The organism is Achromobacter sp. D7-1 (assembly GCF_059760445.1).
Window position 1 is genome coordinate 1 of record NZ_JCBAMT010000050.1, and the last position, 13,036, is coordinate 13,036.

At 66.5% G+C, this 13,036-nt stretch carries 11 protein-coding genes and 1 tRNA gene; 10 read left to right on the forward strand and 2 right to left on the reverse strand.

What is annotated here, in order from left to right:
- Positions 1 to 72: 72 nt before the first annotated feature.
- The 8 genes from AC6LKD_RS20285 to AC6LKD_RS20320 all read left to right on the forward strand — a co-directional run bounded on the left by AC6LKD_RS20285 (position 73) and on the right by AC6LKD_RS20320 (position 9,047).
- Positions 73 to 243 carry a hypothetical protein gene (locus tag AC6LKD_RS20285; protein WP_013391955.1) on the forward strand — a complete coding sequence of 57 codons (171 nt, stop codon included), beginning with the start codon at positions 73 to 75 and terminating at the stop codon, positions 241 to 243.
- A 37-nt stretch (positions 244 to 280) separates the two neighbouring features.
- On the forward strand, positions 281 to 2,536 hold the full coding sequence (locus AC6LKD_RS20290) for a phosphocholine-specific phospholipase C (protein WP_498117278.1): 2,256 nt from the start codon (positions 281 to 283) through the stop codon (positions 2,534 to 2,536).
- Between the two features lie 79 nt (positions 2,537 to 2,615).
- Complete coding sequence (locus tag AC6LKD_RS20295) at positions 2,616 to 4,037, forward strand: YadA family autotransporter adhesin (protein ID WP_498117279.1); 1,422 nt, start codon at positions 2,616 to 2,618, stop codon at positions 4,035 to 4,037.
- An 86-nt stretch (positions 4,038 to 4,123) separates the two neighbouring features.
- Positions 4,124 to 5,065, forward strand: coding sequence for a LysR substrate-binding domain-containing protein (locus AC6LKD_RS20300; protein ID WP_119450858.1), 942 nt, complete (start codon positions 4,124 to 4,126; stop codon positions 5,063 to 5,065).
- 81 nt (positions 5,066 to 5,146) lie between these two features.
- Complete coding sequence (gene hglS, locus AC6LKD_RS20305; protein ID WP_498117280.1) at positions 5,147 to 6,544, forward strand: 2-oxoadipate dioxygenase/decarboxylase HglS; 1,398 nt, start codon at positions 5,147 to 5,149, stop codon at positions 6,542 to 6,544.
- Positions 6,541 to 7,716 (forward strand): alpha-hydroxy acid oxidase, encoded by a 1,176-nt coding sequence (locus tag AC6LKD_RS20310; protein WP_498117282.1) that lies wholly within the window; start codon positions 6,541 to 6,543, stop codon positions 7,714 to 7,716. Before hglS ends, AC6LKD_RS20310 begins: the two co-directional genes overlap by 4 nt.
- Before the next feature lie 100 nt (positions 7,717 to 7,816).
- The gene (locus tag AC6LKD_RS20315; protein WP_498117283.1) at positions 7,817 to 8,806 is read left to right on the forward strand and encodes a Bug family tripartite tricarboxylate transporter substrate binding protein; all 990 of its coding nucleotides are present in this window, start codon (positions 7,817 to 7,819) and stop codon (positions 8,804 to 8,806) included.
- A 156-nt stretch (positions 8,807 to 8,962) separates the two neighbouring features.
- A tRNA-Leu gene (locus AC6LKD_RS20320) sits at positions 8,963 to 9,047 on the forward strand.
- 109 nt (positions 9,048 to 9,156) lie between these two features.
- Here the strand turns inward: AC6LKD_RS20320 and AC6LKD_RS20325 are convergent.
- Positions 9,157 to 10,407 (reverse strand): flavin-containing monooxygenase, encoded by a 1,251-nt coding sequence (locus AC6LKD_RS20325; protein WP_492277233.1) that lies wholly within the window; start codon positions 10,405 to 10,407, stop codon positions 9,157 to 9,159.
- A gap of 215 nt (positions 10,408 to 10,622) precedes the next feature.
- Positions 10,623 to 10,817 (reverse strand): hypothetical protein, encoded by a 195-nt coding sequence (locus AC6LKD_RS20330; RefSeq protein ID WP_492277232.1) that lies wholly within the window; start codon positions 10,815 to 10,817, stop codon positions 10,623 to 10,625.
- On the opposite strand from AC6LKD_RS20330, the gene AC6LKD_RS20335 reads away from it, so the two are divergent.
- On the forward strand, positions 10,816 to 11,937 hold the full coding sequence (locus tag AC6LKD_RS20335; RefSeq protein WP_041652541.1) for an ABC transporter ATP-binding protein: 1,122 nt from the start codon (positions 10,816 to 10,818) through the stop codon (positions 11,935 to 11,937). The genes AC6LKD_RS20330 and AC6LKD_RS20335 overlap by 2 nt on opposite strands.
- 89 nt (positions 11,938 to 12,026) lie before the next feature.
- Positions 12,027 to 13,025 (forward strand): NAD(P)H-quinone oxidoreductase, encoded by a 999-nt coding sequence (locus AC6LKD_RS20340; RefSeq protein WP_498117284.1) that lies wholly within the window; start codon positions 12,027 to 12,029, stop codon positions 13,023 to 13,025.
- Positions 13,026 to 13,036: the final 11 nt, after the last annotated feature.

The following is a 13,036-nucleotide window of genomic DNA, read 5'->3' on the forward strand; positions in this document are numbered from 1 at the left end:
CCGCCGGGCCGCCGCGCCCCGATAGGTTTTCTGCCGGACGGACCCGGCAACGTTCCCCGACCAGGAGTTTTCATGACCCCGTACTTTGCACTGGGCCGCGCCCTTGTTGCGGCCATCGCCCTGAGCCTGACCCTTGCCGCCTGCGGCGGCGACGACGACTCGGACGACGGCGCGACCTCGCCGCCCGAGACCGGACAGCCCGAGCCGCAGCCGCCCGCGCCGCAATTGCGCTGCGCGCCCTGAACGCTCGTTCCGCCCAACCCAACGCAAGAGTAGCCCCATGACCAAGACCTATTCCTCGCCTTTCGCCAGCGTGTCCCCGGCTTTGCCGGGCCGCCGGCAGTTCTTCCGCGCCTCGGCCCAGGCCGCCGGCGCCCTGTCGGCGATGGCCTTGCTGCCCGCCTCGATCCAGCGCGCGCTGGCGGTTCCCGCCGCGGTCGACAGCGGCACGATCAAGGACATCAAGCACATCGTGATCCTGATGCAGGAGAACCGTTCGTTCGACCACTATTTCGGCACCATGCGCGGCGTGCGCGGCTTCGGCGACCGTTTCCCGATTCCGCTGGCCAGCGGCAAATCGGTGTTCTTCCAGCCCGATCCCAAGGGCGGCCAGGACATCCAGCCCTTCCGCCGCGACTCCAGGACCAGCAACGCGCTGATCGGGTCCGGCACGCCGCACAATTTCCCCGATCAGCAGGCGGCCTGGAACCAGGGCAAGATGGACCAGTGGATCCAGTACAAGAACCAGGCCACCATGGGCTTCTTCATGCGCGAGGACATTCCGTACCAGTTCGCGCTGGCCGACGCCTTCACGGTTTGCGATGGCTACCACTGTTCCATCCTGACCGGCACCGACCCGAACCGCATCGTGTTCTGGTCGGGCGCGAACGCCAATCCCGAACTGCGCAAACTGGGGGTGAACAGCACGGACACCGATTCGGAACCCGTCAACTCGCGCTGCTGGCCGAGCCCGTCCAACTGGGTCGCGGGCCGGGCGCAGCTGACGGACGGTTCGGGCCAGATCGACCCCGCGACCGGCGCCTACAACTACAAGTACAAGAACAGCGCCTTCAAGTGGGACACCTTGCCCGATCTGCTGCAGCGCGCCGGCGTTAGCTGGCATATCTACCAGAACATGAACAACAACTGGACCGGCGCCATGCACGGCTGCCTGGCCTTCAAGAGCTTCCGCACCGCGCAGCCGGGCTCGCCGATCTATGAGCACGGTCTGACTGGCGGCCCGGAGAAGAACGACGGCGCCGTCAATTTCCTCGCGCAGCTCAAGCAGGACGTGGCCAATGGCACCTTGCCGCAGGTGTCGTGGGTGCTGCCCACGCAAGCCTTGGCCGAGCATCCGGGCAGTAGCGAAGGCGTGGCCGGCGCGGCCGACTTCATCGCCGACGTGCTGGACGCGCTGACCTCCAATCCCGAAGTCTGGAGCAAGACCGCGCTGTTCGTGACCTTCGACGAGAACGACGGCTTCTTCGACCACGCGGCCATGCCGGCGGTGCCGTCCTATGACGCCAACGGCGTGCTGATGGGCAAGTCCACCGTGCCGCTGGAAGGCGAGTACTTCGATGCTTCCGTGGGCAACTACCTGAAGGCCGAGGACAAGATCACCGGCAACATCCGTCCGTGGGGCCTGAGTTCGCGCGTGCCGATGTACGTGGTGTCGCCGTGGAGCAAGGGCGGTTGGGTCAACTCGCAGGTGTTCGACCACACCTCGGTGGGTCGCTTCCTGGAGCAGCGATTCGACATCAAGGTCGACGCCATCAGCCCGTGGAGCCGCGCGGTCTGCGGCGACCTGACCACCTGCTTCGACTTCGTCAGTCCCAACGATCCGCGCGTGCCCACGCTGCCCGACACTAGCAACTTTCCCGCGGTCAACGCGGCGCAGAAGCTGCTGCCCACGACCGCGGTGACCCAGGCGCCCGCCATCCCGCAGCCGCTGTTCCAGGAGACCGGCACGCGGCTGTCGCGCGCGCTGCCCTATGAGCTGCACACCAGCGCCCGGCTGGGTGCGGACGGCTCGGTCGAACTGCTGTTCAGCAACACCGGCGAAGCCGGCGCCGTGTTCCATGTGTACGACAAGCGCAACCTGGACCTGATTCCGCGGCGCTACACCGTGGAAGCGGGCAAGACGCTGTCCGACACGTGGACCGGCGGCGACTATGACCTGTGGGTCTACAGCAGCAACGGCTTCGTGCGGACCTTTTCCGGCAACACCCAGCGCGGCGCGGCGCTGGAAGTGCAGGTCTGCTACGAGCCGGCGGGCGGCGCCCTGTACGTGAAGGTTTCCAACCGCGGCACGGCCAGCCTGCAGGCAAACCTGCAGTCCAACGCCTACCGCAAGGACGGCCCCTGGACCCTGGCGGTCGAGCCGGGCAAGGTGGCTGAACACCACTGGTCCATCAAGGAAAGCGGTAATTGGTACGACTTCACCGTCACCGCAGAGGGCTTCGAGCGCCGCTTCGCCGGGCGCATGGAGAACGGCCGCGCGAGCGTCAGCGATCCCGCCATGGCGCTGCATCTGTGATGGTCCTGGCATGAACGGGCCGGGCGCGCATCGGGGTGCGCGTCCGGCCGGTCCGCAACAACAAACTACCAACATACTCATGAAGCACACATACGCAATTTTGGCCGCCAACGGTTTGTCGGTGGCGGTCCTGGTGGGCGCGCTGGCCGGGGGGGCGGCCGCGCAGGCGCAGACCGCACCGCCCGTAAAGTGGGACGGCAGCAACCTCGGCTACGGCCCAGGCGCCGGCCAGGGCGTGACCGGCAAGAGCAATCAGGCGATAGGCAAGAGCGCCGGCACCAACGTGACCGGCAGCAACAACATCGGCCTGGGCAACGGCGCCGGCAAGGACGTGAGCACCAATTGGAACGTCGCCATTGGCGAGGGCGCGGGTTCCACGGTCGGCGGCAAGAACGCCAACCAGGCCATCGGCTACTACGCCGGCACCAATGTGCAAGGCGGCTGGAACCAGTCGTTCGGCCGCAGCGCCGGCCAGAACGTCACGGGCGACTACAACGATGCCTATGGCTTCTGGGCTGGCACCGACACGGTGGGCAACAACAATGCCGCCTATGGCACCAATGCGGGGCGCAACGTCACCGGCAACGGCAACTCGGCCTTCGGCCAGGAAGCCGGCCGCAATGTCGTCGGCGACGGCAATCTGGCGCTGGGCCAGAACGCGGGCCAGAACGTGGAAGGCGAAGGCAATCTGGCGCAGGGCAAGAATGCCGGGCAGAACGTGACCGGCGCCAACAACCTGGCCGCCGGCGCCTACGCGGGCTATGGCGTGCAGGGCGACGGCAATACGGCAAGCGGCCTGGCCGCCGGCCGCGAGGTCGTCGGCAACAACAACGTGGCGCAGGGCACGGCCGCGGGTTCGGGCGTGCGCGGCAGCGACAACGTATCGATCGGCTCGAATGCCGGGCGCGGTTCGGAGGCGGATCGCAGCGTGTCGGTGGGCGCGGAATCGTCCGCGGCCACCCAGAGCGTCGCGGTGGGCACCGGCGCGGTCGCGGCGGCGCCCAACAGCGTGGCGCTGGGGGCCGGTTCCACCGCAGCGCGCGGCGCGCAGGAAAACTACGCGGCCTATGGCATGGCGCAGCCCCAAAGCTCGACAGGCGAGGTGAACGTGGGCGGGCGCCAGATGACGGGCGTGGCGGCAGGCAGCGAGGACTCCGACGCCGTCAACGTGGGGCAGCTGCGTGCCGCCAGCAGCGCGAGCGAAGCGCGAGTGGGCGCCGTCGAACACTCCTTGCAGAACCTGCGCAGCGACCTGGATTCCCAGGAGCGCATGCTGAGCGCGGGCGTGGCCGCCGCCATGGCGACGGCCTCGCTGCCGCAAGCCTACTTGCCGGGGCGCAACATGCTGTCCCTGGCCGGCGGCACCTGGAACGGCGAGTCCGGCTATGCCATGGGGCTGTCGCGGGTTTCCAGCGGCGGGCGCTGGGTCTACAAGGTGTCGGCCAACGGCACCTCCCGCGGCGACTTCGGCGGCGCGGCGGGGGTGGGATACCAGTGGTGATGGCGGGCCTGCGATAATGCCGCAAGCGCGGCGGCCTGCGATGAGACGCGGGCCGCCGCCAGCACAGGCATACCCGGATCGGCCCCATGGAAAAGCGTTTGATGCCATCGATGATGGCGCTGCAATGTTTCGAGGCGGTGGCGCGGCACATGAGCTTCACGCGCGCCGCCGAGGAACTGCATATGACCCAGAGCGCGATCAGCAAACAGATCGCGCAGCTGGAGGCGCTGCTGCGCAATCCGCTGTTCCTGCGCGTGCGGCGGCGCCTGCAACTGACGCCCGCCGGGGCCTTGTACCAGTCCGAGGTCAGGGCCATCCTGAACCAGGTGGACATGTCATCGCGCTACATCCTGACCTACGGCAGCGAGACCCAGGTGCTCACCATTGGCACCCAGCCCACCTTCGGCGCGCGCTGGCTGATCCCACGCCTGCAAGGCTTCATGGCCGCGCATCCGGACATCCAGGTCAAGGTGCGCAGCGAAACCCGGCCCTTCGACCTGATGCAGGCCAAGATCGACATCTCCTTTTTCTTCGGCCACGGCACCCTGCCGGGGGCGCAGTGCCGCGAACTGTTCGAGGCCGAGGTGGTGCCGGTGTGCGCGCCCGGCTTTCTGCCAGGCGACAGGGTCGATAGCCTGGAAGCATTGAGCGCGCAGGCGCTGATCCAGTGCGCCTCGCGCCCGGAGGCCTGGCACGACTACTTCTCGCGCCAGCAATTCCAGTCCGACCGCAGCTACCACGGTCCCCGCTTCGATACCTTCTACATGTGCGTGCGCGCCGCCGAAGGGGGTTGCGGCGTGGCGCTGACGCCGCGCCTGCTGGCCGAAGAAGAGCTGCAGGCCGGCAAACTGGTGATTCCCTGGGATTACGTGCAACCCAGTGATGGCGCGTACTTCGTCGCGTATTCCGAGCACTCGGCCGAAGTGCCCAAGATCAAGCAGTTCGTCGCCTGGGTGGAGGAAGAAGCCGCACGCAAGCGCGAGCGCGACGCCCAGCGGGCGCGGTCCATGAAAAAACGGACTGATTAAGCCGATTTTTTTCATTTGATTGCGGGCGCGGCGCATGATGTCATGCGGGCCATCCTTGTTTACCGATGTGCCGAGCCCGCCATGAGTCAGAATTTCGTCAATCCGGATCAGATCCGCGCCTGGTTCTCCCGCGCCATGTCCGACATGTACAAGTCGGAAGTGCCGCTGTACGACACGCTGCTGGACCTGGTGGCCCAGGTCAACGCCCAAACCCTGGCAGCACAACCCGAACTGGCCGCGCAACTGGCGCGCACCGGCGAGATCGAGCGCCTGGACGTCGAGCGCCACGGCGCGATCCGCGTCGGCACCGCGCAGGAGCTCGCCAATATGCGGCGCGTGTTCGCCGTGATGGGCATGCAGCCGGTAGGCTATTACGACCTGTCGCCGGCCGGCGTGCCGGTGCATTCGACCGCTTTCCGCGCCACCCACGAAGCATCGCTGCAGGCCAGCCCGTTCCGCGTCTTCACCTCGCTGCTGCGGCTGGAACTGATCGATGACGCGGCGCTGCGCGCGAAGGCCGCCCGCATCCTGGCCGCGCGCCAGATCTTCACCGCGCGCGCGCTGGAACTCGCCGCCCGCTTTGAAGCGCAGGGCGGGCTGGAAGAAGCCGATGCCTGCGAGTTCGTGGCCGAAGCCCTGCACACCTTCCGCTGGCACAGCGAGGCGACCGTCAGCCTGGACGACTACCATGAACTGCACGGCCTGCATCGCCTGATCGCCGACGTGGTGGCCTTCAAGGGCCCGCACATCAACCACCTGACGCCGCGCACGCTGGACATCGATGAGGCCCAGGCCGAGATGCCGCGCCGCGGCGTGTCCGCCAAGGCCGTTATCGAAGGCCCGCCGCCGCGCAAATGCCCGATCCTGTTGCGCCAGACCAGCTTCAAGGCGCTGGAGGAAGCGGTCCTGTTCGCCGGCGCCGCCGGCCAGTCCGCCGCCGGCAGCCACACGGCGCGCTTCGGCGAGATCGAGCAGCGCGGCGTGGCGCTGACCCGCAAGGGCCGGGCGCTGTATGACGAATTGCTGGACCTGGCCCGCAGCCGCATCAGCGGCGCGCCCAACGAAGGCAACGCCGCCGCCTACATGCAGAACCTGCAGGACTGCTTTGCCGCGTTCCCGGACGACTACGAGCAACTGCATGCGCAAGGGTTGGCGTACTTCCGCTACTTCCTGACAGGCAAGGAGGGCGGGGATCCCGACGCCGGCCTGCAAGACCTGATAGCCCAAGGCTACATCCGCTTCGAGCCGCTGGTGTACGAGGATTTCCTGCCCGTCAGCGCCGCCGGCATCTTCCAATCCAATCTGGGCGACAAGGCCCAGGCCGAGTACGCACAGAACGCCAGCCAGGCCGCCTTCGAGCAGGCCCTGGGCGCCCAGGTGCAGGACGAGCTGGCGCTCTACCAGGACACACAGGACCGTTCGCTGGATGCCTGCATGCAGGCGCTGCGCGCGCAAGCCGGCTCGCCGGTGGCTGCATGAGCCGTCTGGACCGCTGCCTGTCCGTGCGCGACTTCGAGCGCGCAGCGCGGCGCATCATGCCGCGCTGCGTCGAAGGCTACGTGTGTGGCGGCACCGAGGACGGCGCTTCGCTGACCGAGAGCGTGCGGGCGCTGGGCGACGTAGGTTTCCGGCCACGCGGCCTGCGCGTGGTCGACCAGCGCAGCAGCCAGGTCGAACTCTACGGCCAGAGCTACGCCATGCCGCTGGGGTTCGCGCCCACCGGGTTCTCCGCCATCGTTATGCACGAGTGCGACCTGGCGTTGGCGCAGGCGGCCCAGCAGGCCGGGATTCCGTTCATCATCAGCGGCGCTTCCAGCGTGCCGCTGGAACGTTTGCAGCAGGCCACCGGCAAGCGCTGCTGGTACCAGGCCTATCTGCCGGGCAACACCGAGCGCATCGGCAAGCTTATGGCGCGCTTGCGCCAGGCCGAGATCCCGGTGTTGGTGGTGACCATCGACACCTGCGTCGGCGCCAACCGCGAAAACCTGCAGAAACTGTCCTTCACCGTACCCTTCAAGATGAGCCCCAGCGTCATGCTGGACGGCATGCGGCATCCGCGCTGGAGCTTCAATGTCTTTCTGCGCACGCTGCTGGGCAGCGGCATCCCCAGGTTCTCGAACCTGTACGAGGAAATCGGTCCGCCCATCACCCAGGACCCGCCCAACGGCTTTCGCGGCGAACGCGACAAGCTCTCGTGGGAACACATCCGTTGGATCCGCGAGAACTGGCCGGGCAAGCTGGTGCTCAAGGGCGTGATGCATCCCGACGATGCGAGGCTGGCTTGCGCGGCGGGCGCCGACGGCGTGATCGTGTCGAACCACGGCGGACGCCAGCTCGACGGCTGCATTTCGCCCTTGCAGGCACTACCCGATGTGGCGGCCGCGGTGCCGTCCGGTTTCCCGGTCATGGTGGACGGCGGCTTTCGCCGCGGTTCCGACGTGCTCAAGGCCGTGGCCCTGGGCGCGCGCATGGTCTTCACCGGCCGGCCCCAGTTGTTCGGCGCGGCCGTGGCCGGCAGCGCCGGCATCCGCAAGGTCGCGGAGATATTCCGCAGCGAGATTTCGACCAACATGGCGCTGCTGGGCTGCGCCACGCTGGCCGACCTCACCCCGGACCTGATCGCGCCCTTGCGGCCCGCAGGCTCCGCCTGACCTGGGCGGCGCCGCCGCGCCGGGCAGGACTGCCCGCACAACAACAAAAAAGACGGTGCGCATGCCCATGCGCGCCCACTCGTTTTCGACAGGAGGAAACATGAAGAAGATCTATACCAAACTGGCCGGCGCGGCAGCGGTGCTGGCGTGCGTCGCCAGCGGCCCGGCGCAGGCCCAGGCCGGCGCCTATCCGACCAAGCCGGTGCGGCTGGTCGTGGGCTACGCCCCGGGCGGCACTACCGACATCAGCGCCCGCATGATCGCCGACGTGCTGGGCAAGGAATTCGGCCAGACCTTCGTGGTGGAGAACAAGCCTGGCGCCAACAGCAACATCGGCGCCGAGTCCGTCGCCCGTTCGGCGCCCGACGGCTACACCCTGTTCGTGGGATCGATTTCCACCGCGATCAACCAGTCGCTCTATTCCAAGATGTCCTATGACGCGCTCAAGGATCTGGACGCCGTCGCCTTGCTGAATGTGGTGCCCAACATCCTGGCCGTCAACGCCAGCGTGCCGGTCAAGTCGGTGCAGGAATACATCGCCTACGCCAAGAAGAATCCGGGCAAGCTGACTTGCGCCTCGCCCGGCAACGGCTCGTCCGCCCACCTGGGCTGCGAACTCTTCAAGATGAAGACCGGCATCGACATCCTGCACGTCCCGTACCGCGGCAGCGGCCCGGCCGTGGCCGACCTGTTGGGCGGACAAGTCGACTCCATCTTCGACAACCTGCCGCCGCTGCTGCCGCATGTGCGCGCCGGCAAGCTGACCGGTTTGGCAGTCACCACCGGCAGCCGCGTGCCGTTCGCCCCGGAAATCCCCACCATCGCCGAATCGGGCGTGGAAGGCTTCGACGTGGCGGCCTGGTTTGGCGTGTTTGCGCCCGCCGGCACGCCGCCGGATATCGTCCAGAAGGTCAACGCCGCCATCAACAAGGCCCTGGCCTCCGACGCCGCCCTGGCCGCCAGCTACCAGACCAACGGCTTCCTGATGCCCCCGCCGCCCAACACGCCGCAAACGTTCAAGGCCTTCATGGAAAGCGAAACCCGCAAGTGGGGCGAAGTCGTCAAGGCGACCAACCTGCAGATCAACTGATAGGCGAGGGGAGGGGCGTCCTCGGCCCCTCTGGATAGTTCTTGGGGACGGATTGGTAGCCTTCCAGCCACAAAGCGGCACGGAACCACCTGATTCCCGATTTGCGTGATAGAATGTTCGACTTTCCAGGAAAGCACGCTTTTCTGGCTGAAGTTAGCCGACGTGGTGAAATTGGTAGACACGCTATCTTGAGGGGGTAGTGGCGAAAGCTGTGCGAGTTCGAGTCTCGCCGTCGGCACCAAGAATTCGATGCTCCAGCGTTATTGCGAGCATCTGCAAAAAAACCCGCATTCTCACCAGAGTTGCGGGTTTTTTGCATTCGGCCTGGGGCAAGCTGCCCGCCTATCCCGTCATTCCTTCTTGTACGCCAGGTAATCCAGATGGATGCCGATATGGTCGGCGATGTAGCGGGCGTCGTGCCAAACCCCCCAGATGAAGGAAGAGCTGCGGTTGGTGAGGTTGGGCAGGCCGAGGAAATAGATGCCTTTTTCGGCCGAGATGCCACGCTTGTGGATGGGGTAGCCGTTCTCGTCGAAGGTGTCGACGTCGATCCAGCTGAAGTCGACCTTGAAGCCGGTCGCCCACAGTATGGTCTTGATGCCGGCCTCGGCCAGGTTCAGGCTCAGGATGGGGTAGGTAAGGCACTCCGGATCGGGCAGCAGTTTCCAGGCATCGGGCTCGGGCGGCAGGTCCAGGCCGTTCTGCTCGATGTAGGCGTCGGCTTCGCGCAGGACTTCGAAGTAGTCGGCATCGCCCTGGGCGACGTCGCGGCCGAGGTTGTCGGCGAAGTGCAGCACGCCGTTTTCGTAGGAGGTCGTGATGCCGACGAGCTGGATGCCGTCGCGGGCCAGGCGCCGGAAGTCGACGGTCTTGCCGTTTTCATAGCCGCTCACGGCGAAGGCGACGTGTTCGCGCTTGGGCTTTTTCTTGACTTCATCCCACATGCCCAGCGCGCCCAGCCACCAGCAGTAGTCGCGTTCACGGTAGGAGCGCGGCGGACGGTAGTGTTCGCCCACCGACAGGTAGACGGTGCGGCCGGCCTGGCGCAGTTCTTCGGCGATCTGCGAGCCGGAGGCCCCGGCGCCGACCACGAGCACGGCGCCGTCGGCCAGTTGGCCCGGGTTCTTGTAGGCCGAGGAATGCAGCTGCTGGATGCCGGCGCTTTCCGGCACGATTTTCGGGAAGGTGGGGACCTGGAAGGGGCCGGTCGCGGCGACCACGTGCTGGGCCTCGATAGTGCCTTCGGAGGTGGTGACGGTGAAGCCTGGGCGCTTGTCATTGCGCTTGACGCGCAGGACTTCGACGCCGGTGCGCACCGGCGCCTTGAGCATCTTGGCGTAGTCCTCGAAGTACTGGGCCATGCGCTCCTTGGGCGGAAAGACGTCGGGCCCGACGTCATCGAATTTCAAGCCGGGAAAGCGGTCGTGCCAGGCGGGGCCGTTGGCGACCAGCGAGTCCCAGCGTTCGGAGCGCCAGCGTTCGGCGATCCGCTTGCGTTCCAGCACGATATGCGGAACCCCCATGGCGCCAAGGTGCTCGCTCATCGCGATGCCGGCCTGGCCGGCGCCGATCACCAGCGTATTGGTTTTTTCAATTGACATTGCAAGATCCTAAGAAATACCGAGACCCTGGTGCGTCTCGATGCTGACACGAAGATCAAGGACAAGAAGGCCGACGAACCGCGCGCAGGCTTCAGATGCGCACTGAACGATAGGCACGCAGTGTGATCTCGAAGCGCCGAGTTGATAACTTCGTTTTTCGGACGGCTGACTTAGGAAAAAGCAAAGGTGCCGGTTTACGTGGGCGGCGAGGGCCGTCACGCCTGCGGCATCGCGATTTCGTTTTTCCGATGGCCCCCATCAGCATCGGCAACGCACTGCAAAAAGGGCTTTGCCGTATTCTTGAATCCACCAGAACGCTGACGTCGCACCCTTGCGTGCCATGCGGCCACCGCCTGTTTTTCCCGGGATTTTTGCGTCGGGAGACTGAACTCCATGAGTGCAGCAGCCATGCCGAATCGCCCCTTTGCCTCCGATAGCTCCAGCGCGGTCAGCCTGGAGGGAGTGGTCAAGAAATACCGTGATCACACGGTGCTGCAACAGGTGTCCCTGAACATCGAGCGCGGCGAGTTCCTGACGCTGCTGGGCCCGTCGGGCTGCGGCAAGACCACCTTGTTGAACCTGATCGCGGGCTTTGCCGACGCGGACGGCGGTGAGATCTTCATCGACGGCAGGCCGGTCACGGCACTGCCGCCGTATCAGCGCCAGATCGGCATCGTGTTCCAGAACTACGCGCTGTTCCCGCACATGACGGTGGAACGCAACATTGCTTATGGCCTGCGGATGCGGCGTGTGCCGGCCGCCGAGATCGAGCAGCGGGTGCGCGAAGCCATGGCCCTGGTCAAGCTGGACGGATTGGGCGAGCGCAAACCGCGCGAGCTGTCCGGCGGGCAGCAGCAGCGGGTGGCGCTGGCGCGGGCGCTGGTGATCCGTCCCAAGGTGCTGTTGCTCGACGAGCCATTCTCCGCGCTGGACAAAGGCTTGCGCGGCGCCATGCAGGTGGAGATCCGCGATATCCAGCGCAAGTTGGGTGTCACGACGATATTCGTCACCCATGACCAGGGCGAAGCCCTGAGCATGTCGGACCGCATTGCGGTCATGAGCCAGGGAGTGATCCGGCAGGTCGCAGCCCCCGACGAGCTGTATCGCAATCCGCAGGATCCTTTCGTTGCGTCGTTCCTGGGCGACGTCAACATCCTGCCCGCGCACTATCACGGCTCCAGCGCCGAAACCATCCAGTTGCGCCTGGGCGGGGGGCTGACGCATATTCCCCGCCACCGCCTGGTGGGCGGCTCGCACGAGGGACACCGGCTCGATCTCTACGTGCGGCCCGAACATATCAAGCTGGAAAACCTGCATAGCGGGTCGGTCCTGAGCGGCACGGTCGTCAATCACGTGTTCCAGGGCGACCACGTGGATCTGTACCTGGAGGTGCATATCCCCGTGGAAGGACGCCAGCACGTCATGGTGCGCACCTCCGATCTGAATTGCATCCATGAATGGCCCGTGGGCGCCGTGGCGGGGCTTGCGCTGCCCGGCCACGGGGTCAGCGTCTTCAAGGCATCGTCCTGAAGACAGGGTTATCGCACGAGGTTCCACCCTTCCTGGCGGCCGCGCCTGCGCGGCCGCCCAGTTTCCATTCGTCCGCGAGGCACAACGCCATGAACCAGATCCCTGTTGAAATGCAAGCCGTCATCGCCCGCGAGCCCGGCGATGCCACGGTGTTGACGCTGGCAGACCGGCCGGTACCCACACCGGGGCCCGGCGAAGTGTTGCTGCGCGTGCATTCGGCCGGCATCAACCGGCCCGACATCATGCAGCGCCAGGGCTTGAGCAAGCCGGCGCCGGGCGTGACCGACGTGCTCGGACTGGAGGCCTGCGGCGAGGTGGCCGCCTGCGGCCCCGGCGTGCCGGAGTCCTTGCGCGGGCAGCGTCTCATGAGCCTGCTGGCGGGCGGCGGCTATGCGCCGTGGTGCGTGGCGCGGGTGGATCATTCCCTGCCTGCGCCTCAGGGGCTGGACGACGCGGAGGCGAGCGCCCTGCCGGAAGGGCTGTTCACCGTCTGGCACAACCTGTTCGAGCTGGGCCGCTTGCGCATGGGCGAGACTGTGCTGATCCACGGCGGAGGCGGCGGCATCGGCACGCTGGCCATCCAGATGGCGCACGCCGCCGGCGCGCGGGTGGTCGTGACCGATGGCGAACGTGACCGCTTCGACGCCCTGCGCGAGCTCGGCGCCGCCGAGGTGATCTGCTTTCACGACACGGATTTTGTGGCGGCCTGCGACACCCTCACTGAAGGCCGTGGCGTCGACGTGGTGCTGGATATCGTCGGCGGCGACTATGTGCGGCGCAATCTGCAGGCGCTGGCATTCGGTGGACGCCACGTGAGCCTTTCCTTCCTGCAGGGATCGGCCGTCAACGTGGAACTGCTGACCTTGATGCAAAAGCAGTTGAGCCTGCATTCCTCGACCATGCGCCCGCAGACCGATGCCGAGAAAGCCCGCATGGCCGCCGCGCTCAGGCGTCACGTGCTGCCCTTGGTAGCCGCCGGCAGCATCCGACCCAAGATGTCGCAAAGCCTGCCCCTGGCCGATGCCGTGCGCGCGCACCAGTTGCTGGAGAGCGGCAAGGTGTTCGGCAAGCTGGTCCTCAAACCCTGACCTCCGGAGAC